At 70.1% G+C, this 24,242-nt stretch carries 22 protein-coding genes; 11 read left to right on the top strand and 11 right to left on the bottom strand.

Features of this window, described 5'->3' with window-relative positions; translation table 11 throughout:
- Positions 1-667 precede the first annotated feature (667 nt).
- The 3 genes from AB0J69_RS36680 (at position 668) to ettA (ending at position 5,772) form a co-directional block, all read left to right on the top strand.
- On the top strand, positions 668-1,471 hold the full coding sequence (locus AB0J69_RS36680) for a single-stranded DNA-binding protein (protein WP_364127184.1): 804 nt from the start codon (positions 668-670) through the stop codon (positions 1,469-1,471).
- Positions 1,472-2,483: 1,012 nt separating this feature from the next.
- Entirely contained in the window at positions 2,484-3,635 is a 1,152-nt protein-coding gene (locus AB0J69_RS36685) for a GGDEF domain-containing protein (protein WP_364127388.1), read from the top strand.
- 472 nt (positions 3,636-4,107) lie between these two features.
- Positions 4,108-5,772 (top strand): energy-dependent translational throttle protein EttA, encoded by a 1,665-nt coding sequence (gene ettA / locus AB0J69_RS36690; RefSeq protein ID WP_364127187.1) that lies wholly within the window; start codon positions 4,108-4,110, stop codon positions 5,770-5,772.
- Positions 5,773-5,884: 112 nt separating this feature from the next.
- On the opposite strand, the gene AB0J69_RS36695 is transcribed toward ettA, so the two are convergent.
- Genes AB0J69_RS36695 through AB0J69_RS36710 form a run of 4 tightly spaced genes read right to left on the bottom strand, consistent with a single transcriptional unit; the run spans position 5,885 to position 9,595 of the window.
- Positions 5,885-6,871, bottom strand: a complete 987-nt coding sequence (locus AB0J69_RS36695) for a helix-turn-helix domain-containing protein (protein ID WP_364127191.1) — start codon at positions 6,869-6,871, stop codon at positions 5,885-5,887.
- A gap of 58 nt (positions 6,872-6,929) precedes the next feature.
- Positions 6,930-7,331 (bottom strand): hypothetical protein, encoded by a 402-nt coding sequence (locus tag AB0J69_RS36700; protein WP_364127194.1) that lies wholly within the window; start codon positions 7,329-7,331, stop codon positions 6,930-6,932.
- Between the two features lie 3 nt (positions 7,332-7,334).
- Complete coding sequence (locus AB0J69_RS36705; RefSeq protein WP_364127197.1) at positions 7,335-8,282, bottom strand: ribonucleotide-diphosphate reductase subunit beta; 948 nt, start codon at positions 8,280-8,282, stop codon at positions 7,335-7,337.
- On the bottom strand, positions 8,279-9,595 hold the full coding sequence (locus AB0J69_RS36710; protein ID WP_364127199.1) for an MFS transporter: 1,317 nt from the start codon (positions 9,593-9,595) through the stop codon (positions 8,279-8,281). The genes AB0J69_RS36705 and AB0J69_RS36710 overlap by 4 nt, the downstream gene beginning before the upstream one ends.
- Before the next feature lie 164 nt (positions 9,596-9,759).
- Between AB0J69_RS36710 and AB0J69_RS36715 the strand changes: the two genes are divergently transcribed.
- The 4 genes from AB0J69_RS36715 (at position 9,760) to AB0J69_RS36730 (ending at position 12,189) form a co-directional block, all read left to right on the top strand.
- Positions 9,760-10,272 (top strand): VOC family protein, encoded by a 513-nt coding sequence (locus tag AB0J69_RS36715; protein WP_364127201.1) that lies wholly within the window; start codon positions 9,760-9,762, stop codon positions 10,270-10,272.
- A gap of 55 nt (positions 10,273-10,327) precedes the next feature.
- Complete coding sequence (locus tag AB0J69_RS36720; RefSeq protein ID WP_364127204.1) at positions 10,328-10,735, top strand: Zn-ribbon domain-containing OB-fold protein; 408 nt, start codon at positions 10,328-10,330, stop codon at positions 10,733-10,735.
- Complete coding sequence (locus AB0J69_RS36725) at positions 10,732-11,859, top strand: thiolase (protein WP_364127206.1); 1,128 nt, start codon at positions 10,732-10,734, stop codon at positions 11,857-11,859. The genes AB0J69_RS36720 and AB0J69_RS36725 overlap by 4 nt, the downstream gene beginning before the upstream one ends.
- Positions 11,860-11,937: 78 nt before the next feature.
- On the top strand, positions 11,938-12,189 hold the full coding sequence (locus tag AB0J69_RS36730; protein ID WP_364127209.1) for an SCO4226 family nickel-binding protein: 252 nt from the start codon (positions 11,938-11,940) through the stop codon (positions 12,187-12,189).
- A 46-nt stretch (positions 12,190-12,235) separates the two neighbouring features.
- On the opposite strand, the gene AB0J69_RS36735 is transcribed toward AB0J69_RS36730, so the two are convergent.
- Positions 12,236-14,329 (bottom strand): acetate--CoA ligase family protein, encoded by a 2,094-nt coding sequence (locus AB0J69_RS36735; RefSeq protein WP_364127212.1) that lies wholly within the window; start codon positions 14,327-14,329, stop codon positions 12,236-12,238.
- Positions 14,330-14,334: 5 nt separating this feature from the next.
- Positions 14,335-15,489 carry an acyl-CoA dehydrogenase family protein gene (locus AB0J69_RS36740; RefSeq protein ID WP_364127215.1) on the bottom strand — a complete coding sequence of 385 codons (1,155 nt, stop codon included), beginning with the start codon at positions 15,487-15,489 and terminating at the stop codon, positions 14,335-14,337.
- A gap of 108 nt (positions 15,490-15,597) precedes the next feature.
- Here AB0J69_RS36740 and AB0J69_RS36745 point away from each other — a divergent pair, with 108 nt between their 5' ends.
- A complete protein-coding gene (locus AB0J69_RS36745; RefSeq protein WP_364127218.1) occupies positions 15,598-16,209 on the top strand; it encodes a TetR/AcrR family transcriptional regulator in 612 nt (203 codons plus the stop codon).
- Here AB0J69_RS36745 and AB0J69_RS36750 read toward each other — a convergent pair whose 3' ends face one another.
- Both AB0J69_RS36750 and AB0J69_RS36755 read right to left on the bottom strand, forming a co-directional pair.
- A complete protein-coding gene (locus tag AB0J69_RS36750) occupies positions 16,210-17,028 on the bottom strand; it encodes a MaoC/PaaZ C-terminal domain-containing protein (RefSeq protein WP_364127221.1) in 819 nt (272 codons plus the stop codon). It abuts the gene before it with no gap.
- Position 17,029: 1 nt separating this feature from the next.
- On the bottom strand, positions 17,030-17,929 hold the full coding sequence (locus AB0J69_RS36755) for an SDR family oxidoreductase (protein ID WP_364127224.1): 900 nt from the start codon (positions 17,927-17,929) through the stop codon (positions 17,030-17,032).
- A gap of 74 nt (positions 17,930-18,003) precedes the next feature.
- On the opposite strand from AB0J69_RS36755, the gene AB0J69_RS36760 reads away from it, so the two are divergent.
- The 3 genes from AB0J69_RS36760 to AB0J69_RS36770 are packed head-to-tail and all read left to right on the top strand — an operon-like array spanning position 18,004 to position 21,040.
- Positions 18,004-19,437 (top strand): MFS transporter, encoded by a 1,434-nt coding sequence (locus AB0J69_RS36760; RefSeq protein ID WP_364127227.1) that lies wholly within the window; start codon positions 18,004-18,006, stop codon positions 19,435-19,437.
- A 14-nt stretch (positions 19,438-19,451) separates the two neighbouring features.
- On the top strand, positions 19,452-19,880 hold the full coding sequence (locus tag AB0J69_RS36765) for a thioesterase family protein (RefSeq protein WP_364127230.1): 429 nt from the start codon (positions 19,452-19,454) through the stop codon (positions 19,878-19,880).
- Entirely contained in the window at positions 19,877-21,040 is a 1,164-nt protein-coding gene (locus AB0J69_RS36770) for an MFS transporter (RefSeq protein WP_364127232.1), read from the top strand. Before AB0J69_RS36765 ends, AB0J69_RS36770 begins: the two co-directional genes overlap by 4 nt.
- Here the strand turns inward: AB0J69_RS36770 and AB0J69_RS36775 are convergent.
- The 3 genes from AB0J69_RS36775 to AB0J69_RS36785 are packed head-to-tail and all read right to left on the bottom strand — an operon-like array spanning position 21,035 to position 23,815.
- A complete protein-coding gene (locus AB0J69_RS36775; RefSeq protein WP_364127235.1) occupies positions 21,035-22,543 on the bottom strand; it encodes a glycoside hydrolase family 13 protein in 1,509 nt (502 codons plus the stop codon). The two genes, AB0J69_RS36770 and AB0J69_RS36775, sit on opposite strands and share 6 nt — an antisense overlap.
- A gap of 18 nt (positions 22,544-22,561) precedes the next feature.
- Positions 22,562-22,942 carry a globin gene (locus tag AB0J69_RS36780; protein WP_364127238.1) on the bottom strand — a complete coding sequence of 127 codons (381 nt, stop codon included), beginning with the start codon at positions 22,940-22,942 and terminating at the stop codon, positions 22,562-22,564.
- A 9-nt stretch (positions 22,943-22,951) separates the two neighbouring features.
- Positions 22,952-23,815 carry a mechanosensitive ion channel family protein gene (locus tag AB0J69_RS36785; RefSeq protein ID WP_364127240.1) on the bottom strand — a complete coding sequence of 288 codons (864 nt, stop codon included), beginning with the start codon at positions 23,813-23,815 and terminating at the stop codon, positions 22,952-22,954.
- Positions 23,816-24,242 lie beyond the last annotated feature (427 nt).

Below are 24,242 nucleotides of genomic sequence, written 5' to 3' on the forward strand. Positions count from 1 at the left end.
CGCGAGCGGGCCCACGCCGTGGGCTCGCTCCGCACCCGTACGAACTACGCGCCTCGCCACGTCCGACCCCGAACTCCAAGCTCCTCGCGCAGACCGCCGTCGATGACGGGGTCGGAGCCGTATGTTGGGTGCCTTCCCGCAGGCCAGGAACGCGACAAGTGCGGCTGTCGAACCACCTGGCCGCGCTGCGGTCCGCCGGATCGGTGACCTACCGCCGCTGCGGACGTGTCGTCCGCTACCAGCTCGTCTCACCAGAGGCCGCCGACCTCGTCCGCAGCTTGACCTCCCTCGCGAACGCCGAGCCCAGGCTCCCACTCAGACAGACGACCGACCCGCCACTTTCGAACGCCGTCCCGACCGCCAGCCAGCTCCGTGACCGCGGTCAGATGGACGCCGGAGCAAGCCGAGCGGCATGGCCCCTGTCGCACGTCCACTGACGGGCGATGACCAGGCGTTCACCCTGCCGAGCGGGCCTCGCGCGGGTGTGCACCCGGATGGCCTCCTCTCCGGATCCCCATGGACGCCGAGCAGAGCCCTTCATCCACAGCCGCCGACCATCGCCACCTCCCTGTCCACAGAACCGCGTTCGGCCGTCCCGGGCCATGCCCTCTCGCGGCACCGTGTTCCCAGATCGCGGGCAGCCGGCCCGCCGCATGGGAGGCATGGGATGAACGACATCTACATCACGCTTACCGGCAACGTCGCGGCAGAGCCGAGGCAGTACAGCTTCGACGAGGGCACCAAGGTCACCTCGCTGAAGGTGCTCACCTCGCACCGTTATTTCGACAAGAAGACGGGTCAATGGGTGGACGGGGAGAAGGTCTGCTTCACGGTCCGCTGCTGGCGGGCCCTAGGAGAGAACGTGGCAGCCTCCGTCCGGGCGGGCCATCCCGTGGTGGTGTCGGGCAAGCTGCGCATCCGCGAGTTCGGCGCCGAGGGTGACCGCCGCTTCATGCCGGAGATCGAGGCCAGCGCGGTGGGACACGACCTCCGCTGGGGCACCGGCGTCTTCAGCAAGCCGGAGCGGAGCGGTGGCGGCTCGATGAGCAAGGAGATGCGTGACCGGCTGGACGAGGAAACCCGCGACTGGGCCATGGGCACCCGCCCCCACCGCCGCCCGAGTCTCAACAGGGAACAGGACCTCCCCCACGCCTCCGACACCGACCGCGATGTGGTGAGGCACCTGGGGTTGAACGAGGGCCCCGTGCGCATGCTGGGCTCGGAGGATGACGGCACCATGCCTGCCGCCACTGGCTCGGAGGAGAGCACCGTACGCGTGCTGGGGGTGGATGACGCCACCGTGCAGGCGTTGGGTTCGAAGGGTGGCACCGTACGCATGTTGGGTGCCGATGACGACACAGTCCGCGTCCTGGGCGTGGACGACGACGGAAAGTGCCGCGATACGGGATCCGAGGAGCCGGATGCCGAAGGAGAGCTCCCGGCGACGATGAAGGATCGAGCGGCGGCCTAGCGACGGTCGCGCCGTAGGGGCGCCGACCGCCACATCGGCGCCCTCGCACCCCCGGGGCAGTAGACAGGGCAACCTTCGCTGGGCGACCAGCACCGATAGCGCGGACACGCATTTTCGGTCCGACGAGCGCGGTCCCACGGGGGTGCGGTCCGACGGGTGTGGTCCCACGGGGGTGCGGTCCGGCGGGCGCGGTCCCACGATCGGCCAGATGTCTCAGCAACCCGACGACGCTCATCTGCGGCGTTCGCCATGAACTGGCTCAGGACGCCTGGTTGGGACGCGCGTCTGTCAGGACGGAGCGAAACCCGGCCTGCGCTCCTGGCAGTTGATGGTCGGGCAGGCGAGGGGCGACATGGGTGCTGGGTCGCTGTGCCGTGCCCTGTGCACGGCGGCTGTGTACGGCGGCTGTGTACGGCCGCTGTGTACGGCCGCTGTGTACGGCCGCTGTGCCGGCCCGCTGTGCCGGGGCGCTGCCACGGGCTGTGCAGGGCCGCTGTGCAGGGCCGCTGTGCAGGGCCGCTGTGCAGGGCCGCTGTGCAGGGATTCCTTGTGGCAGGTCCCAGAGCCGGGTCGCAGCGGGGAGAGAGCGCGAGGAACAGTGCGAGTGGAGGGGGGAGGGGGCACCGGCCGGGTCCTGTATTGACACCCCCGAAGGACGGCCGATGGTGTGTTGCCCGCGTCAGATGGCTAGAGCATCTGTCATGTCCAGGTCACGCCCCGCACCATGGCTGCTCCTTTCCAGCACGGCTCTCCATCACGACCCCGCTCGTGGAGTGAACAGGTGTGGTCTCTGCCAACGTATCGGTTCCCATCGCACAACGCACACTCCGCAATTATTGTGTTACACATCGTTAGTCAGGGAGGAGACGAGATGGCGGTGACCAGTCACGCCTCGATCAAGTCTCGCGACGTTGTGTCAACGCTGGCCGATCGCTGGCCCTTGCTCGGGCAACGTCGCCCGCTTGTGCTCTACTTGTGCGCGATAGTCGCTCTTGATCTCGTCGCGATCGTGATGTTCGCGGCGTCCACCACCTTTCAGTGGCGGGACGCGCTCACGTTCGGCGCCCTCATGGGGTGTGGCGCGGTGTGCATCGAGGCCACCAGGCGTCTCGGCATGCCCGCCGGGGTGTCGCGAGACCTGTTGTCGGCCTGGTGGTTGCCGGTGGCGCTGCTCTTGCCCCCGGTCTATGCCCTCTTCGCGCCCATTGTGCTGCAGATCCTGCTGCAGATCCGCGTGCGGGCGACGGTGCTGTACCGGCGGGTGTTCAGCTCGGCCGCCATCGGCCTGGCCGGATGTACGGCCTCCGTCGTGTTCCACCAGTTCGTGGACGACCCGGCGGTGCTGTCGCGGGGGAGCGGGCCACCGATTCTCTTCGCGGTGGCGGCCGCCGTGCTCTTCTCCCTGCTCAACATCGCCCTCATCGCCATCGCCGCCCACCTGGAAGATCCCGACAGCACCTGGCGGGAGGTTCTGTGGGACAGGGAGAAGGTGCTGCTGGACATCGTCGAGCTCTGCCTGGGCGTGTCGGTCTCCATCGGCTGCGGGCTGAACCTCGGCCTGCTCGTTCTTGCGCTACCACCCGTGGTGCTGCTGCAGCGCAGTCTCCTCCATGCCCAGTTGCAGGCCGCCGCCCGTACCGACGCCAAGACCGGCCTGCTCAACGCTGCCGCCTGGCAGCGGGAGGCCGACACCGAGATCGTCCGAGCCCGCCGCACCGGTGACACGCTGGCACTCCTGATCATCGATATCGACCACTTCAAGCGCGTCAATGACGCTCACGGCCACCTGGTCGGTGATCAGGTTCTCGTCGGGGTGGCGTCCATGCTGCGCAGTCAGTTGCGCGACTATGACGTGGTGGGGCGGTTCGGCGGTGAGGAGTTCGTCGTCCTCCTACCGGGCGCCGACGACGACGAGGCCCGCCGCGTGGCCGAACGCCTGCGCGTCCGCATCGGGCACATGGCCGTGCCCGTTGACGACACGTTGATCAAAGTGACGATCTCGGTGGGGGTGGCGCTGATGAGCGTCCACGGTGACGACCTGATCGACTTGCTGACGGCTGCCGACCTGGCGCTCTATCGGGCCAAGGAGCTGGGTCGAGACCGTGTCTGCATCCCCGCCGTCCAACCCCCACCCCGTTCCCTCCCCGACAACCCCGCCCCTTGATCTCCTCAGCCCTTTGATCTCCCTGCCTCTTGCTGTCCTTGCCACCCGCCTCTGACCGTCCCTCGCCCACTGACCGTCGCCACTGTCCCTGGCCGCCGTCCCAAGCCGCCGTCCGTTGCCCACGTCCGTCGCCGCCGTCCCTGGCCGCCGTCCGCTGTCCCTGGCCGCCGTCCGTCGTCCACGTCCGTCGTCCACGTCCGTCGTCCACGTCCGTCGTCCACGTCCGTTGTCCACACTCGGCGTCTGTCGTATCTGGGCTGGTGGTTCGGGGCTTCTGCTGGTTCGGGTCTGGAGGTTGCGGCTCGGTGGGGACGCGTGCCGCGTGTGGGTGAGGGGTCGGGTCTGTGCGGTGGTGGTTTTCGCTGGGTGTGCGGCCTTGGGGTGGGCTTTCTGCCCCCTGCGCGCAAAAGGGCCCGGGGCTACTCGGGACGAGCGGCGGAAGCCTGGGTTGGGAGCCCCTAAGCTAGGGGGCATGCCGGAGTACATCTATACGCTGCAGCGCGTGCGCAAGGCGCACGGCGACAAGGTTGTCCTTGACGACGTCACGCTGTCGTTCCTGCCCGGAGCCAAGATCGGTGTTCTGGGGCCGAACGGCACCGGGAAGTCGACGCTGCTCCGGATGATGGCCGGCCTGGAGCAGGCGTCCAACGGTGAGGCCAAGCTCATGCCGGGCTTCACGGTCGGCATGCTCCAGCAGGAGCCGCCGCTCAACGAGGAGAAGACGGTCCTCGGCAACGTCCAGGAGGGTGTCGCCGAGACGATGGCGATGCTCCAGCGCTACAACGACATCGCCGAGCAGATGGCCACCGACTACAGCGACGAGTTGCTGGAGGAGATGGGCAAGCTGCAGGACCAGCTCGAGCACCGCAATGCCTGGGACCTCGACAGCCAGCTCGAGCAGGCCATGGACGCGCTGCGTTGCCCGCCGCCCGACGCCGAGGTGACCAAGCTGTCCGGTGGTGAGCGCCGCCGGGTCGCGCTGTGCAAGCTGCTGCTCGAGGCGCCCGACCTGCTGCTGCTCGACGAGCCCACCAACCACCTCGACGCCGAGAGCGTGCAGTGGCTGGAGCAGCACCTGGAGAAGTACGCCGGCACGGTCCTGGCCGTCACCCACGACCGCTACTTCCTCGACAACGTCGCCGGCTGGATCCTGGAGCTCGACCGGGGCCGTGCGTACGCGTACGAGGGCAACTACTCCACCTACCTGGAGGCCAAGACCCAGCGGCTCAAGGTCGAGGGGCAGAAGGACGTCAAGCGGAAGAAGCGCCTCGAGGACGAGCTGGAGTGGGTCCGGTCCAACCCCAAGGCCCGCCAGACCAAGAGCAAGGCCCGTCTCCAGCGCTACGAGGAGATGGCGGCCGAGGCCGACAAGTTCCGCAAGCTGGACTTCGAGGAGATCCAGATCCCGCCGGGCCCGCGTCTGGGCACCACGGTGATCAAGTCCGACGAGCTGACCAAGGGGTTCGGCGACCGGCTGCTGATGGAGGGGTTGACGTTCGACCTGCCGCGTAACGGCATCGTCGGCATCATCGGCCCCAACGGCGTCGGCAAGACCACGCTGTTCCGCATGATCATCGGTAGTGAGACGCCCGACACCGGTTCGATTGTCGTCGGTGACACGGTCAAGATCTCCTACGCCGACCAGAGCCGGGGCGGCATCGACCCCAACAAGAACGTCTGGGAGGTCGTCTCCGACGGGCTCGACCACATCAAGGTCGGCAACGTGGAGATGCCGTCCCGGGCGTACATCGCGGCGTTCGGGTTCAAGGGTCCCGACCAGCAGAAGAAGGCCGGGGTGTTGTCGGGTGGCGAGCGCAACCGGCTCAACCTGGCGCTCACCCTGAAGCAGGGCGGCAACGTGCTGCTGCTGGACGAGCCCACCAACGACCTCGACACCGAGACGCTGTCGTCGCTGGAGAACGCGCTGCTCGACTTCCCGGGCTGCGCGGTGATCACCTCCCACGACCGGTGGTTCCTCGACCGCATCGCGACCCACATCCTGGCTTGGGAGGAAGGGTCGAACTGGTTCTGGTTCGAGGGCAACTTCGCGGACTATGAGAAGAACAAGATCGAGCGGTTGGGAGCCGACGCGGCCCGTCCGCATCGGGTGACCTACCGGAAGTTGCACCGCGACTGATCGGGTGACCTACCGGAAGTTGCACCGCGACTGATCGGGTGACCTACAGGAAGTTGCATCGCGACTGGTCGGGTGACCCACTGGAAGTTGCACCGCGACTGACCGGGTGACCTCAGAGCTCCGGGTCCCACCATCCGCGGCGGGCTGCCAGCACACCCGCCTGGAACCGGCTGGTCGCGGACAACCGGGCCATCAGCGCCTGGATCCGGCGCTGCACGGTCCGGTAGCCGATGCCGAGCTGCCGGGCGATCGCCTCGTCCGACAGCCCGTGCGCGAGCAGGGAGACGATCCGCCGCTCGACCTCGCTGAGCGGCGGATCGCCGCCCCGCTCCTCCCCGGCCACCGCCTCGAACGGCTGCGCCTGCGCCCACAGCAGCTCGAACAGCGTGGACAGGGCGTCCAGCAGCGAGGACGGATGCACCAGGATGCACGAGTCGAGCACCCGGGGCGTGGCGCGGAGCGGGATGAGCCCGAGGTCGTCGTCGGAGAGGATCATCTTCATCGGCACGTTGGGGAAGATCCGCACCTCCTCCCCGGCGGCCACGCCCCGCTCGATCTTCTCCGCCTGCCCGTCCACCCGTAACATCCCGCGCTCGTGGATGAAGCGCCGCCGGACGCCCCGGTCGGTGACGTTCGCGGTGGAGGAGATCTCGCCGCCCTCGCTGGCCTGCGCGTACGGCGGGGCGTCGATGCCCCGGATGACGTCCTTGGCCCGCCGCAGGAGCTGCTGGCCGCACCGTGCCACGGCGTCGGGCCCGGAGATCACCTCAATGAGCTCGGCGGCGTCGCGGCCGGACCGGGCCCTCCGGTGCCGCTCGCCGAGGTGCTGGGCCAGCGCGCGGACGCGTTCGATGTCGCGCTCGCGGGCCAGCAGCAGCACCTCGATGGCGGGCTCGGGCGGCAGGGCGGCGTACCGTACCGGCTGGCCGGGCACGCGGCTGATCAGCCCGCGGTCCTCCAGCCGGTGCAGCACCTTGCCGAGGACACCCGGCTCGACGGTGGTCAGCCCGGCCAGCTCGTTCTCCGTGAGCGGTCCACCTCCGACCAACGCCAGGTACGCCTCCTCGCCCCAGTGATCGACTCCCAGCACCTCGAGCACGATGACTCCTCCCCGCCCGGCTCCGGGGAGATGTTAGAGGAGCCGCATGACCCGCCTGTTAAGGCACCCTGGCCAGCGCGGCCAGCGACTCCACGAAGAAGTAGATCACCCGGAAGAACGCCAGCACGTTCCCACGTTCGAGGCGCAGCCCCCGGTACATCACCACCCGCCCCGGGTCGGCCCCTTCCCGCAGCTCCCGCCAGGTGGCCTCGGAGGCGGCCAGCACGTAGTCGGCCGCGCCCGGGTCGGCGGTGATCCGCGCGTCCACGCACTTGCCGCCCTCCCAGGCCAGCACCAGGTACGCGCCCGTCTCCCGCACGCCCAGCGCCCACGTGGCGGTGTAGCCGGCCCGGGCCCGGTCGATCCACTGCCAGTACGACGGCAGCTTGCCGTCCTGCTCGGGACCGGCGTCCACGGCGACGCGCACGGCCTCGGCCCATTCGTCGGTGAAGAAGCCCATGTGTCAGCCCCCGGCGAGCTCTGGTTCGATACGGGAGACCTTCTCCTGGATGTCCGGCGGAAGCGCGATGCCCACGTCGGTCAGCTTCATGTGGAGCTGCCGGATCATGAGCCGTCTGACCTCCTCCGGCGTCCAGCCCAGCGACTCCAGTGCGAGCCTGCGGCTGGTGGCGCCGTTGATGGCCAGGATCGTCCGTAACGTCTCGTGGATCTGCAGCAGCAGCCGCGGGTCCTCCTGCACGGAGTCGCGCAGGAACCGCATCCCGAACTGCACGTGCCGGGCCTCGTCGCGGCAGGTGGCGGTGAACCCGGTGTAGTAGCCGGGCAGGAACCCGCGCTCCCGGCAGTAGGTCAGCGTGATCTTCATGACGGACAGCGCCAGCACGCCCTCGATCCACAGGAAGTACGTGGTGCCGTAACGCACCCGGGCGGCCGGGTCCTCGGGATCCTTGCGCAGCTCGTCGGCCTGGTACGCGAGCAGCCCGAACGGCCCCACGAACGTCTCCGACACGTGCTCGAACGACGCGTCCAGCACCTCCTGCACGGAGTCGCCCGGCATGCCGACCATCTCGCGGTAGAAGCGGTCGAAGAACACCGTGTGCCGGGCCTCGTCCTCGATCTGGCTGGACATGTAGATCTTGGACTCCTCGGAGCCGCCCAGCATGAAGACCGGCAGCTCCACCTCCACCTGCCGCTCCCCGTGGTGGAAGCCGGCGGAGATCCCGACGAAGGCGTCGCGCTCCTCCTGCGTCATGCGCTCGCGCCAGTCCACCACGTCCTGGGAGAAGTCGAGCTCGTAGACGTCCCAGCGCTGGCGCAGGTAACGCTTGTAGAGCTCGGTGTAGCCGGGCAGCCGCTTGAGGTCGCGGTGCACGTACGCCAGCACGTCGTCGATGTCGAGGTCGCGCAGCCCGCGCAGGTCGGCGCCGGCGACGTCGGACAGCTCGGTCATCCTTCGGCCTCCCCGAGTGCGACCGCGGCGCGCGTGCGGGCGGGGCGCCGCCACGGCCCATTGAACAACATGATCGCCGGGATGAACAGGACGAGACAGCCCAGGGCGACGAACAGCCACGTCTGCCAGTTCGTGGCCTCGACCACGTGCGGGATGACCAGCAGGCCGATCACGGCGATGCCCTTGCTGAGGAACCCGAACAGCCCCCACGCGGTGCCCTGCAGACGGGGATCGGCGTCCTCGGCGTCCTCGGAGTAGTTGGCCATCCAGGGGGCGTACGCGACGCCGAGCGAGCCGCCGAGCAGCGCGCCGACGACCATCAGCGTGCCGGTCGACACGCCCTCCTGGCCGAGCGAGACGGCCAGGTAGGCGGTGACGAGCACGGCCGCGACGGTACCGCCGAGGGAGAACGGCTTGCGCAGCTGCGTACGGTCGGACAGCCGCCCGGTCACGATCAGCGTGATCAGGTTGAGGCTCCAGAAGGCCGCCATGATCGTGGAGGCCTCGGCGCTGCTGATGCCCAGCGCCCCGACCAACATCGTCTGCCCGAACAGCGACAGCGTGATGTAGAGCACCAGCCACAGCGAGATCCCGACGACGTGCGCCCAGATGTTGCGCCGCCGGAACAGCGAGCGCATGGTCGCCGGCCGGGTGAGGTCCACGACCTCGGTGGCGGCCCGCTCGGTGTGCTGGATCCGGGCGCGCAGCTCGGGGGACAGGTCCGCGATGTTGAACGCGATGACCGCCGAGATGACCAGCGAGAAGCAGCCCATGATGACGAACTGCGAGCGCCACGAGTCGTTGAAGATCGGCAGGGTCCACCCGGCCACGGCCGCGGCCAGGAAGTTCGCGCCGACGGGGCCCCAGGTCCAGAAGCCGAACGCCTGGGCCCGCCCGAGGCGCGGGGAGAAGTCGCGGATCAGCGGCGCGGTGCTGGCCATGGCCACGCCGTCCACGAACGCCAGCACGATCCTGGCGATCAGCAGGTCGCGCGGGCTCTGCACGAGCGTCATGGCGAAGCAGCACACCGCCGTCAGCGCCATGAGGGGGATGAGCAGCCGGACCCGGCCGAGCCGGTCGGTGAGCCGCCCGCCCAGGATGGAGGCGATCGCGCCGGCCACCGCCGCCGTGCCCGACACCGCGCCGTACGTGGCCAGCGTCATGTCGAGGTCTTTGAGCAGCAGGGGCACGACGGGCGCGATCTGCCCTTCGTAGGAGCCGATGAGGATGGCCAGCACGGCCATCGTGAGGATCTTCATGCGGTGGGCGCCGGTCGGGTACTCGTCGAGCTCACGGACGTAGGACAGCCTCATGGCCAGCCTTTCTGATCGGGCCGAACCCCCCGAATTGTTCTAGAAGCAAGCTCTAGAATTCCTTTCTGCGATGCTGCTCCTCACGTTCGGCTCCGTCAAGAGTGGGCGCGCCGCCAGCGGCTAGAATGAAATTCTAGGATTGTCGAAAGTGAGGAGCCCCCCGCGTGGACCTGGAACTGGACGGCCTCGAGGTGCACTTCGACCACACGGCCGTGGCCGCGCCCCGGATCAGGGATCTGCTGCCGATCTACCGCGACCTGCTCGGCGGCCGGCATCTGGGCGGCGGCGGTGACAACCGGATGGCCGGATACCGGACGCTGCAGCTCACGTACGCCAACGGTGGCAAGGTCGAGCTCATGGAGCCGCTGGCCGGATCGACGTTCTTCGACAGCTTCTTCGAGCTCACCCGCGGCAGGGGCGGCGTTCACCACCTGAACTTCCACGTCAGCGACCTGGCGGCGGCCGTGGCCAGGCTGACCGGGCGCGGCTACCGCCTGCACGGGCTCAACCAGGCGGATCCGCGCTGGCAGGAGGTGTTCCTGCATCCGAAGGAGGCGCACGGCGTGCTGATCCAGCTCGCCCAGCCGGGCCCGCGCCATCCGGACGACGCGCGCCCGACCCTGGAGGAGGTGCTGGCCGGCCAGGGCAGGAACGGCAACCGCATCCCGAGCCCTTGAGTCCTGACAGAACCTAGATCTAGAGTGTAATTCTAGAACTAGATTGGGGAGGCCGATGAAGCCGGCACCTAAGCCCACGCCCGAGACCCAGCCGTTCTGGGACGGCACGGCCGCGGGCGAGCTCAGGATCCAGCGCTGCCAGACGTGCGCGCGGCACTACTTCTATCCGCGGCCGAGCTGTCCCCGCTGCGGCGGAGACCAGGTCGAGTGGGTCCGCGCCAGTGGCCGCGCGACCCTGTACTCCTACGTCATCAACCACCGCCCCGCTCCCGGGTTCGAGGACGAGGGCCCGTACGCGATCGCCGTCGTGGAGCTGGAGGAGGGCGTGCGCATGATGACGAACATCGTGGGCGTGGCGAACACCCCGGAGAACCTGCCGCTGGACATGGAGCTGCGGGTGGTGTTCGAGCGGCGCGGGGACGTCTGCGTGCCGCTGTTCGAGCCGGCCGGAGGCGCCCGATGACCGTCGTGATCGCCGGCGCCGCCGAGACCGACGAGGTGGGCCGCCTGCCCGGCCACTCCACGATGCAGCTGCACCTGGAGGCCGCCAGGAACGCGCTCGCCGACGCGGGCATGACCATCCACGACATCGACGGCGTCGCCACAGTGGGGACGCCCGGCCCGATCCAGATCGCCCACGCCCTCGGGATCACACCCGCCTGGCTGGACGGCACGGGCGTGGGCGGGTCGTCGTTCCTCTTCCACGTGCGGCACGCGGCCGCCGCCATCCGGGCCGGGCTGTGCCGTACCGTGCTGATCACCCACGGCGAGTCGGGCCGGTCGCGCGTCGGGGCCGGGCGCTTCGGCATGGGGATGGACTCGCTGCTGGGGCAGTTCGAGCTGCCGTACGGCGTGGTGGGGCCGCCCACGTCGTTCACGATCACGGCGCTGCGCTACATGAAGGAGACCGGCCTCACGCACGAGCAGCTCGCCGAGGTCGCGGTCGCGCAGCGGCGCTGGGCCCATCTCAACCCGCGGGCGATGTACCAGGACCTCATCACCGTCGAGGACGTGCTCGCCTCGCGCCTGGTCGCCTACCCGTTCCACCTGCTGGAGTGCTGCCTGGTGACCGACGGCGGCGGCGCCCTGATCGTCACCTCGGAGGAGCGGACCCGCCGCGCCCCGGTCTACCTGCTGGGCTCGGGGGAGGCGGCGGAGTCGCCGATCATCTCGCAGATGGAGGACTTCACCACCTCGAAGGGCTTCCGGCTGTCGGGCGAGGCGGCCTTCGCCGAGGCCAAGATCACGCACGAGGACGTGGACCACCTCATGGTGTACGACGCCTTCGCCCACGTGCCGATCTACGGCCTGGAAGACCTGGGCTTCGTCGGCCGGGGCGAGGCCGGGGCGTTCATCGCCGAGGGCCACACCTCACCCGGCGGCCGCCTGCCCCTGAACACGAACGGCGGCGGCCTGTCGTACACGCACACCGGCATGTACGGCATGTTCGCCATCCAGGAGTCAGTACGCCAGCTCCGCGGCGAGGCGGCGGCCCAGGTGCCCGGGGTGGAGGTGAGCGTCGTCCTGGGCAACGGCGGCATGTTCGCCTCCGCCGCGACCCTGGTGCTGTCGAACCGTCTCCCCTGACCGCGGTGGCACGGGATGGCACGTGATGGAACGCCTTTCCTGGAAAGGGCACCCCTGAAGCAGGAGGGGGGATTCGCGATGCCGAAATTCATGGATGTGCACAGCGGATTCATCGGGGCCACGGAGGAGCAGCTGCGCGCGGCGCACGAACGTGACCTGGCGATCGAGGGGGCCGAGGGGGTGCACTTCGAGCGCGCCTGGCTCGACCCGGACTCCGGGAAGGTGTTCTGCCTGTCGTCGGGGCCGTCGAAGGAGGCGGTGCTGCGCGTGCACGAGAAGGCGGGGCACCCGACGACCGAGATCTACGAGCTGCCGGTGGAGGTGGAGTAGACCCCGGAAGGTGAAATGGGCGGCCCCCGGGTCGCCCATTTCCCGCTCAACGCCAGGTGACCAGCGCGTCCAGCGCCTCGACCCGGGAACCGGTGACGAGCAGCGGGTTGACCTCCAGCGACTCCAGGCCGGCACCCAGCGACTCGGCGAACGCGGCGATACCCGCGACCACCCCGGCCACGGCGTCCAGGTCCGCCGGCTCGGCGCCTCTGGCCCCGCTCAGCAGGGCCGAGCCCCGTAGCTCCGAGAGCGCCGTACGCACCTCGGCGGCGTCCACCGGCAACACCCGCAGCGCCGTGTCGCGCAGCACCTCCACCCAGACGCCGCCGAGCCCGACGGCCAGCGTGAGCCCCCAGGCGGGATCGCGGACCACGCCCACCAGCAGCTCCACGCCGCCGGTGCGCTGCGGCTGGACGAGCACGCCGTCGAGCGACGGCAGCGCCGCGGCCAGCTCCCGGTATGCCTGCCGCACCTCCGCGGCCCCGCCCAGGCCGAGCCGGACCCCGCCGATGTCGCTCTTGTGCCCGAGCCCCTCGGCCGCCACCTTGAGCACCACGGGATAGCCGAACTGATCGGCCGCCGCCGCCGCCACCGCCGCCGCCTCGTCCCGCGCCAGCTCGGAGGGCACCACCGGCAACCCCGCCGAGGCCAGCAGCGCGGCGGCGCGATGCTCGGCCCACACGCCGTGCGCCCCTGGCGGCCGGGCGGGCTCGACGGCCCGGGGCGCGGCCGGTGGCCGGGACAGCACCCTGGCCCGCGTCTCGGCCCACCGCACCGCCGCGCCGATGGCGTGCATCCCGTGCTCGATCCCGCCCGCCACGTACGGGTACCCGGTCTCCCGCTGCACCCGCCGCCCGAACTCCGTCACGTCGGTCAGCACGTTGCTCACCACCACGACCGGCACCGGCGAGGCGGCGATGCGCTGCGCGCTGGCCGCGTACATGGCCAGGACCGGTGCCGGGTCTGGCGGTGGCACCCTGGGCGGCTCCGACAGCAACATGATCAGGTCGATGCCCGGGTCGGCGGTGACCGCCTCCAGCGCGCGGCCGAGGAGGGTGCGGTCGATGAGGACGTACCCGGTGACGTCGAGCGGGTTCTGCACGGTGCCGAAGGACGGGACGATCTCCGCCAGCCGGGCCACCGTTTCCGGAGCGAACGGCGGCAGCTCCAGTCCCTCGTCCTCGGCCCGGTCCGCGATGATCTCCGAGGCCCCGCCGGACGGGGTGACGACCCCGACCCGCCGCCCCGGCAGCGGCCCGGCCGAGGCGAGCAGCCCCGCCGTGATGATGAGGTCCTCCAGCGAGCGCACCCGGATCACCCCGAGCCCGCGCAGCGCCGCGTCGATGACGTCGTCGTCGCCCACCAGGGCCCCGGTGTGCGCCTGCGCGGTGTGCGAGGCCAGTCTGCTGCGGCCGATCTTGAGCGCCACGATCGGCTTGCCCGCCTCCAGCGCGCGCCGCGCCACGCGGGAGAACTCGGCCGGGTTCCTGATCGTCTCCAGGAAGAGCGCGATGACCTTGGTGGCCGGATCGTCCACCAGATAGTCGATCACGTCGGTGACCGCGACGACCGACTCGTTGCCCATGGAGGTGAGCAGGCTGACGCCCACGTTGCGGGCCTGCGCGAAGGCCAGCACCGAGCTGGCCAGCGCGCCGCTCTGCAGCACCACGCCGACCTCGCCGCGCAGCAGCGGCGGGGGGATGGGCAGCCCGTACGGGGTGATCCCGGCGGCGGCGTTGATGTACCCGTTGCCGTTCGGCCCGAGGATCGTCAGCCCATTTTCCACAGCGAAAGCCGAAATTTCCGACTCCAGCCGCGCCCCCTCCTCCCCGGCCTCCCCGAACCCGGCCGTGAGGATCACGTAGCACCGGATCCCCAGCTTGGCCCCTTCCCGCAGCACGCCCAGCACGGCCGCGGTCGGCACCATCACGTACGCCAGGTCCACCGGCTCCGGGATCTCCGTCAGGCTCCGGAACGCGGGCGAGCCGTGCACGACGCCACCACGGGGGTTCACCAGGTGAACGGGCCCGGGGAAGCCGTGGGCACGCAGGTTGGCCAGCGTGCTGATCGACCACCCCGACTTGTCCGTGGCCCCCACCAGGGCGATCGAACGCGGATTGAACAGTTCCCCGACCGACATGTCCGTCACTCCCCGATGAGGCCGAGCCGCGCGTGCCCCTTGATCAGGTTGCGGGCGATCGTCCGCCGCTGGATCTCGTCGGTCCCCTCGAAGATGCGCAGCAACCGCAGCTCGCGGTACCACCGCTCGATCGGCAGCTCCTTGGTGTAGCCCATACCCCCGTGGATCTGCAGCACCCGGTCGACCACCTGGTTCGCCATGACGGCGCCGTTGAGCTTGGCGATGGAGGAGGCGTGCCGGGCGTCCATGCCCTGCGAGACCCGCCAGGCGGCGTACAGCGTCAGCCACTTGGCGGCCTCGATCTCCACCTGCGAGTCGGCGATCATCCACTGGATGGCCTGGTACTCCGAGATCGTCTGCCCCATCGACTTGCGGATCTTGGCGTAGTCGACGGCCATGCCCAGCATGCGCTCGGCGGACCCGATGGCGCGGGCCGGGATCATGTAGCGCCCCTGCCCGATCCACTGCATGGCCAGCTCGAAGCCCTTGCCCAGCTCGCCGAGGATGTTCTCCTCCGGCACCCGTACGTCCTGGAACACCAGCGACGCGGGGCCCCACTCGCCCATGGTCGGGATCGGCTCGGACTTCCAGCCCATGTCCCGGTCGACCAGGAAACAGGTGACGCCGTACGGCTCCGTCACGGCGAACACCATGACGAAGTCGGCCTCGTTCCCGCCCGTGATGAACGTCTTCTCGCCGTTGACCACCCACTCGGCGCCGTCGCGGGTGGCCCGGGTGCGGATGTTGCGGGCGTCGGAGCCGGCGCCCGGCTCGGTGATGGCGAAGCAGGAGCGCCGCTCGCCCTCGATGGTCGGGATCAGGTAGCGCTGCTTCTGCTCCTCGGTGCCGGCGTAGAGGATGTTGTCGGCGCTGCCGCCGAAGGAGAAGGGCACGAAGGTGCGGCCGATCTCCATGGCGATGATCGCGGACATGATCGGGCCGAGCGCGGCGCCGCCGTACTCCTCGGGGGTGTTGATCCCCCAGAAGCCGGACTTCCTGGCCTTGGCCCGCAGGTCCCGCAGCACGTCGGGGGCCAGGCCGGGGCGGCCCTCGCGCTCGTTGCGCAGGACCTCGGGCTCCAGCGGCATGACCTCCTTCTCGATGAAGGACCGGACGGTGTCGCGGATCTGCCGTTCCTCGGGGGTGAGCGAGAAGTCCACAGCCGCCTCCTGAAAATTTCTAGAATCGTTCTCTAGGAAGAGATTCCAACCGTTACGGTCATGTGTCAAGAATCAGATTCTAGAATTTGAGCGGCTAGGATTGCGGGTATGGCACGCAAGTCCTCGTGGGAGTGGAGTCGCACGGCCCAGACGCGCAAGAGCATGTTGCAGGCGGCTCGCGAGGTCTTCAGCGAGCACGGCTTCGCCGACTCCAACGTGGCCGAGGTGGTCGCCCGCGCCGGCTCCAGCGTCGGCAGCCTCTACCACCACTTCGGCGGCAAGACCGAGCTGTTCCTCGCCCTCTACGAGGACCACCAGGCCGCACACGAGCAGGCGTCGGCCTCCAGCGTGGCCAAGGCCAGGAAAGAGGGCGTGGACGATCCGGTGGAGCTGCTGATCGCGGGCGCGCGAGCCTATCTCGCCGGGGCGTGGGAGCGGCGCGACCTGGTCAGGCTGTTCATCGACGGCGACGGGCCGCCCGGGTTCGAGCTGATCCGGCGCACCCGGGGGCGCGAGTGGGTGCGCCAGAACGCGGTGCTGCTCGGCGCTGGGGGCGACCCGCTCGACCGCTTCACCGTGGCCGTGCTGACCAGCATCATCGGCGAGGCCGCCCGCGAGGTCGCCACCTCCGACAGCGAGGAGGAGGCCCAGGAGGTCATCGAGGCGGCGATGACGCTGATCCACCGCCTCGACCCCCTTCGGGTCCTCGACGAGGGCTGATCAGGCGATCGTGGCCCGGCCCCGGTCGATCACCACGGTCCCGTCGTCCTTGGCGGTGCGGAACAGCACGTCCGCGCCGTCCACCCAGATCGACACCGTGAGCGACTCCCCGGGCAGCACCGGGCTGGAGAACCGCCCCGACATCGCCCTGAACCGCCCCGGATCCGACTTCGCCGCCGCGTGCAGCAGCGCCCGGCCCGTCACGCCGTACGTGCACAGCCCGTGCAGGATCGGCCGGCTGAATCCGGCCCTGGCGGCGAACTCCGGATCGCTGTGCAGCGGGTTGTAGTCGCCGGACAGCCGGTAGATCAGCGCCTGCTCCGGATGCGTGGAGTAGGTCACCTTGTGGTCTGGCGCGCGGTCGGGCAGGGCCCACTCGTCCCGCGGCCCCCGGTCGCCGCCGAACCCGCCCTCGCCCCTGATGAACACCGAGCTCCGCGAGGCGATCACCAGCTCGCCCGTGCTCAGGTCCACGGCCCTGGCCTCGGAGGTCACCAGCGCGCCCGAGCCCTTGTCGTAGATCCCGGTCACCTTCGAGGTGGTCCGCACGCCGCCCGCGGCCGGCAGCTCCCGGTGCAGCTCGAAGCCCTGCTCGGCGTGGACCAGCAGGGCCGGGTCGAAGTCGCCCAGCCGCCGCCCCGGCGCCTGGGCCGCCAGCACGGCGAACGTCGGCAGCACCCGCTGCCCCTTCTCCGTGGTGAACTCCAGCTCGCCGGTGCCCGCTCCGACGCCGAGCGCGTACAGCATGGTGTCCTTCGAGGTCCACGTGCGCTCGTGCGCCGGGCTCTCGACACCCACCAGGGTGTGGTCGAGCGGCATGTCAGTCCTCCCGTCCGGGGATGCGGCCGTTGGTCAGAGCGTTGGGCGCGGCCTTCTCGACCAGGGCGGGGATGACCGAGCCCAGCTCGGCCGGGTCCCACCGGCCGCCCTTGTCCACGCCGGGGCCGGCGTGCCAGCCCTCGGCCACGCTGATCACGCCGGCGCGCACGTTGAACACCCGCCCGGTGATCCCCTTGGCCTCGGCGCTGGCCAGCCAGACGACCAGCGGCGCGATGTCGTCGGGGTCGGCGCCGGTGGCGCCGGCCGGTATGAGGTTCTCGGTCATGCGGGTGAGCGCGGCGGGGGCGATGGCGTTCACGGTCACGCCGTAGCGCTCCAGCTCCCTGGCCGCGATGACGGTAAGGCCGGCGATGCCCGCCTTCGCGGCGCCGTAGTTGCCTTGCCCCGGGTTACCGTAGATGCCGGAGGACGAGGTCGTGTTGATGATCCGGGCATCCACCCGTTCGCCCGCCTTCGCCTTGGACCGCCAGTACGCGGCGGCGTGGCGCAGCGGCGCGAACGTGCCGCGCAGGTGAACCCTGATCACGGAGTCCCACTCGTCGGCGGTCATGTTGACGAGCATCCGGTCGCGCAGGATGCCCGCGTTGTTGACCAGTACGTCCAGATCGCCGAAGGTGTCGATGGCGGCCCGGATCAGCCGCTCGGCGCCGTCGAAGTCGGAGACGTCCTCGCCGTTGACGATCGCCTGGCCGCCCATGGCCTCGATCTCCGCCACCACCTCGGCCGCGGCCCCGGACGAGCCGGTGCCGTCCACCTCCGCGCCCAGGTCGTTGACCACCACCTTCGCCCCCTGGCGGGCGAACTCCAGCGCGTGTCCCCGTCCGATGCCCCTGGCCGCACCCGTGACGATCACCACGCGGCCCTCGACTATTCCACTCATCCGACACCTCGATCCTTGACCGGCTGACGATGTGAACTGGATTCTAGTATTAAAATCTAGAAAGGACAGGCCCATTGGCCGCGACCACGACCACTCCCATCGGGTACGCCTGGCGAACGCTGTCGGTCGTGAGCCTGGCCAGCGTGCTGACCGGGCTCGGCGGCAGCGCGATCAACGTCGCGCTGCCGGAGATCGCCAGGCACACCGGCGCCGACGCGACGGCCGCGGGCTGGATCCTCCTGGGCTTCCAGTTGACCACGACCGTCCTCATGGTGGTATTCGGGCGGCTGGCGGATCTGTTCGGCCGGCGCAGGATGTATCTCTTAGGACTGTCCACCTACACGGTGGCCGCCCTCCTCGCGGGCCTGGCGCCGAACGCGTGGGTGATCGTGGCCATGCGCGTGCTGCAGGCCGCGGGGGCCGCCATGCTGCTCACCAACAGCGCCGCCCTGGTCAGCGACGCCTTCCCGCGCGAGCGGCTGGGGGAGGGGATGGGCGTGTACGTGGCGTCGTTCTCGATCGCCGGGCTGATCGGGCCGACGCTGGGCGGGGTGCTGGCCGAGAACCTGGGCTGGCGCTGGGTGTTCTGGTTCAACGTGCCGATCGGCCTGATCTGCCTGGTCTGGGGGGCGATCGTGCTGCGCAGGCCGGCCCAGGACCGGGGCGAGAGCGGGCTCGACGCGCCGGGGAACGTGCTCGTCCTGGTCACGCTGGGCGGGCTGCTGCTGGCGCTGTCGGAGTTCACCAGGCTGGGCTGGACGCACCCCGTGGTGCTGGGCGGGCTGGTGGCCTTCGCCGTCGGGCTGCCGCTGTTCGTGGTCAGGGAGCGGCGGGCCGCGTATCCGGTGGTGGACATGGGCCTGTTCCGGGAGCGGGCCTTCGCCTTCGGGACGCTGGCCTCGTTCCTCAACGCCGTGGCCCGCATGGGCATGGTCTTCCTGGTCGCGCTCTACTTCCAGGCCGTGCGCGGGGACGATCCCGTACAGGCCGGGCTGAAGGTGCTGCCGCTGGCCATCGCCGCCATGATCGCCTCGGTGACCTCGGGCTTCCTGCAGCGGCTGACCAGTGCGCGCACGCTGGCCGTGGCCGGGGCCGCGACCACCACCTGCGGACTGGTGGTCATGCTCGCCGTGATGTCCTCGGACATGCCGTACCCGGCCGTGGCCTCCGGGCTGGTGCTCATCGGGCTCGGCTCGGGCGTGTTCCTGCCCTCCAACACCACCGCCATCCTGGACGGCCTGCCCTCCAACCGGCTCGGCATCGTCAACGCCATGCGCCTCATGGTGCAGAACACCGGCAACGTCGTCGGCACCGGCCTGGTCCTGTCGATCATCACCGCCCCGCTGCCCGCCGAGCTGCACCAGAGCGTCTTCGCCGGCACGCTGGCGCAGCTGTCGGGCGGCGCGGTGGAGCAACTGGTGACCGGCTACCGCTGGGCGCTCGGCTCCATGGCCGCGATCTCGGTCCTGACCGTGCTCGCCTGCCTGGCCCGGCGCAAGGCCACCTAGCGCGGGCGGGTACGGTGGCGGACGTGGTTGAACGCACCCCGGCCGAACGGCACATCTATCCGCGCACGGTGAGATTCGGCGACATCGACTCTCAAGGGCACGTGAACAACGTGCGCTTCCTCGACTACCTCGAGGACGCTCGCTTCGGCATGTTCCACATCGATCCGTACAACGCGGGCGACGAGCCGTTCAAGGGACTGGTGGTGACCCGCCACGAGATCGACTACCGCCGCCCGCTCGGCTTCCGCGCCCACCCCGTACGCGTCGAGACCTGGGTGACGGAGATCAGGTCGGTCCGGTTCACGCTGCGCTACGAGATCCGCGACGACGAGGGGGTCTACGTGACCGCCATGTCCGTCCTGGCCGCCTACGACGTCGATCGGGCGGCCCCCCGCCGGCTCACCGAGACCGAACTGGCCTACCTCAAGCGCTACGCGGAATGAAACGCTGGCTGATGCTGGCGCTGGGCGTCAACGCCCACGCCGGTGTCACCTTAGGCCTGTTCGGCCTGCCGCTGGTCATGCCAGAAATTGAGCGACATTTCGGTGTTTCCCTGGTCGTGGCCGGGATCATGGCGAACGCCCCGGCCCTGGGGGTCATGGTCGCTCTCGTCGCCTGGGGCGCGCTGGCCGACCGGCACGGCGAGCGCCTGATCCTGGGTGTGGGCGTGGGGCTGGCGGCCGTCCTGTTCGCCTCGGTCGCGTTCGTGGAGCGGGCCTGGGCGGTGGTCGTGTTGCTCGCCCTGGCCGGCGCGGCGGGCTCGGCCGCGATGGTCGGCGGCGGCCGGATCGTGCTGCGCTGGTTCGAGCCGCCCGAGCGCGGCGTCGCCATGGGCGTGCGGCAGGTCTCCTTCACCCTCGGCATGGCCGTCGGGGCCTTCGCGCTGCCGCCGGTCGCGCTGGCGTACGGCCTGCCCGGCGTGCTGATCGTCTGCGCCTGCGTGAGCCTGCTGGCCGCCGTGCTGGCCGGGCTCTTCCTGGCCGAGCCGCCGCGCGCGCTCTCCGGGTCCGGCGCGGCGGCGACCGGCTCGCCGTACCGGCAGCCCGCGTTGTGGCGGGTGCACGCCACCAGCGCGCTGCACGTCGTGCCGCAGGTCGTGGTCAGCACGTACGGCGTGACCTGCCTGGTCAAGACCTATGGCTGGGACGGTGTCGGCGCCGGGCAGCTCTTCGGGGTGGCGGCGATCGGCGGGGCCGCCGTGCGCGTCGCGGTCGGGCGCTGGTCCGACCGGACGGGCCTGCGCATGCGGCCCCTGCTGCTGCTCACCCTCGGCAGCGTGGCGGTGCTCGCGCTGCTGATCACCGGCACGCTCACCCGCACCTGGCTCGGGCCCGCCATGCTCGCGCTGGCCGCGGTGATGACCGTGGCCGGCAACGGGCTCGCCTACCTCGCGGCGGGCGAGCTCGCCGGTCCCTCCTGGGCGGGTCGCGTGCTCGGCACCCACAACACCGTCCAGAACGTCGTCTCCCTGGCCGTCACGCCGCTGGCCGGAGTGCTGATCACCAGCACCGGGTTCTGGGCGGCCTTCGCGGCGGGCCTGGCGTGCGCGCTGATCTCGCTGCCCGTCATCCCCTTCCGCGGTGAGAGCGCCGCCGGGCTATGACGCGCGCCGCAGCCACACCGCCGTGTCGGGCGGCAGCAGCCCCCTCTTGAGCGGCCCGCTCGACAGGATCACCTCGTCGTGCTCGGGCAGGTGTACCGGGCCCATGCCGCAGTTGATCGCGCAGATCAGCGGCCCGCGGTAGAAGAAAAGCGCTCCCTCGGGAGACTCCATCCACTCCAGCGTGTAAGGAATGGATCGGGCCAGGTCACGGCGGCAGGCCAGGGCCCGGCGGTAGAACTCCAGCGTCGAGTCGGCGACCCCCTCCTGCTTCTCGACGCTCAGCTCCGCGAACGTGTCCGGCTGCGGCAGCCACGGCTCCGCCCCGCCCGCCGAGAACCCGTGGGAGGGCGGGTCCACCGTCCACGGGATCGGCACCCGGCACCCGTCACGCCCCGGCAGCTTGCCCTTCGACTGGAAGAAGACCGGGTCCTGCCGGGCCTCGTCCGGCAGGTCGGTCACCTCGGGCAGCCCCAGCTCCTCGCCCTGGTAGAGGTAGGCCGAGCCGGGCAGGGCCAGCATGGTCAGCACCGCCGCCCTGGCCCGCGCCAGGCCCGTGCCGGGGTCGGCCGTGCCGTAGCGGGTGCGGTGGCGTACGACGTCGTGGTTGGACAGCACCCACGTGGCGAACGGCACCGTGGACAGCGTGTCGTCGATCACCTGCTTGAACGCCGTGGGCGACCACGGCGCCTGCAGCCAGGCGAAGTTGAAGCTCTGGTGCAGCTCGTCGGGCCGCACGTAACGGGCGAGGTCCTCGGGACTGTCGGTCCACACCTCGCCCACGGCCATCCGCTCGCCCGGATAGCTGTCCAGCAGCCGCCGCCAGTCGCGGTAGACGCCGTGCACCTCCGGCTGCCCCCACACCGGCGAGACCGCCTTGAACGACTGGTCGCCCACGTCGGGCAGTCCCTCCGCCTTGTACAGGCCCATCGCCACGTCGATGCGGAACCCGTCGACGCCCCGGTCCAGCCAGAACCGCAGCACGTCCAGGAACTCCGCGTGCACCTCGGGGTTGCGCCAGTTGAAGTCGGGCTGTCCCGGTGCGAACAGGTGCAGGTAGTACTGCCCGTCCGCCACCTGCGTCCAGGCCGGGCCGCTGAAGGTGGACTGCCAGTTGTTGGTCGTGTCGCGGAAGAGATACCGGTCGCGGTGCTCGCCCCGCAGCGCCGCCTGGAACCAGGGGTGCTCGGACGAGCTGTGGTTGGGCACGACGTCCACGATCACCCGCAGCTCGTGCCGGTGCGCGTCGGCGACCAGCGCCTCGAAGTCCGCGAGGGTGCCGAACAGCGGGTCCACGCCGCGGTAGTCGGCCACGTCGTAGCCGCCGTCGGCCATGGGGGAGGGGTAGAACGGGGTCAGCCAGATCGCGTCGACGCCCAGTTGCTGGAGGTAGGGCAGGCGCTCGCGCACCCCGGCCAGGTCGCCGACGCCGTCTCCGGAGGCGTCGGCGAAGCTGCGAACGTAGATCTCGTAGACGACTGCATCACGCCACCAGGGGATATCCATGTGGCGTGTCATGCCCCGTTACGCAGGAGAGTTCACCAGGCTGTGGGCGGCGTAGACCAGATAGTCCCAAAGCTTGGTCTCCTGGTCCTCCGGCAGATCGAGGGAGTCGACCGCGTCACGCATGTGGCGCAGCCAGGCGTCCCGCTCGGGCTCGCCGATCACGAACGGCATGTGCCGCATGCGCAGCCTCGGGTGGCCACGCTGCCGGCTGTAGTCGTTGGGGCCGCCCCAGTATTGGATCAGGAAGCCCCGCAGCCGCTCCTCGGCGCCCGTCAGATCGGGCTCCGGGTAGAGCGGCCGTAGGAGCGGGTCTTCCGCGACCCCCTCGTAGAAGCGATGCACGAGGCGCCGGAAAGTCTCCTCGCCCCCGACGGCGTCGTAGAAGGAGGTCTCTGTCACGGTCCTAGCCTATGCGGTGGCCACCATGGAGATGCCTGCGGTGTCGAGCGCCGACTTGACCCTGAGCCTGAGCTCCCTGGACACCTCGGCCTGCGCGGCGGGCAGCGTCTTGGCGGAGATGCGGAACACCAGCGAGCTGTCGGAGAGTTGCTCGACGCCGAACACCTGGGGCGGCTCCACGATCTTGCTCTCGCGCAGCTCGGGATCGGCCCAGATCTCCTCCGCCGCGTGCTCCAGCAGCACGCGCACGCCGACCACGTCGGCGTCGTAGGCCACCGGGACGTCCATGTACGCCCGCGACCAGCCCTGCGACTCGTTGCCCACCCGGGTGATCGTGCCGTTGCGGACGTACCAGACGCGGCCGTCCACGTCGCGCAGCCGGGTGACGCGCAGGGTGACCGCCTCCACCGTGCCGACCGCGGCGCCCGCGTCGATCACGTCGCCCACGCCGTACTGGTCCTCCAGCAGCATGAACATGCCGGCGATGAAGTCTTTGACCAGCTCCTGAGCGCCGAAGCCGATGGCCACGCCCAGGATGCCCACGCTCGTCAGCAGGGGCGCGATGGGGACCGTCAGCCGGTCGAGCACGGTCAGCACCGCGGTGCCCAGGATCACGATCGAGGCGATGTGCTTGAGCACCGACCCCATCGTCTCCGCGCGCTGCTTGCGCCGCTCGTGCAGGAGCGCGTCGATCCCGTCCGTCGCTGCGCTCTTGCGGAAGCGACTGGTGATCGAAGCTCCCGTCGCCGCCCGATTGACCACTCTCGTGATGACCCGGTGCGCGATGTTGCGGAGCACGAACGCGAGCACGAGTATCAGGACGACGACGACCACCATGGCCGCCAGCGGTGCCCAGCCTGCATTGTCGAACATCCCCGCAAGACTAGAGCAAACGGGGTCGTCCTGGCAGGTCACGGCCACTTGTGAGGTCATTTTGTCGATATCGGACAAAATCGACGGAGACGCGGGTGGTGGCGATGGCGTCACCAGCAGTAACACTATGGTGGATCCCTCTCCGGAAGCGGTTCGGCCGGCTCTTTGGACCGATTCGATCCAAAAATACCGCCGACCGGACCGCCCGCCGTCACATCACGCCGGGGAAGACGGGGTCGCCGGCTCTCTGGGCCGCGGAGGGAGAGAGACGGCGCTCCGATGACGGACGGCTCGGTCCGGGACACGCACCCGGAAGCATGTCCCGTGCCGGTTCCGGGAGGGATCCCCGGACACCCGCCCGGCGGACCGGGCGGGCGGCTTCGCGCGTACGGCGCGCGGCGCCGTACGTCTTGGGTGTTGTGGCGGG

The organism is Nonomuraea sp. NPDC049709 (assembly GCF_040674815.1).
In the GTDB taxonomy this organism is placed as follows: Bacteria; Actinomycetota; Actinomycetes; order Streptosporangiales; family Streptosporangiaceae; genus Nonomuraea.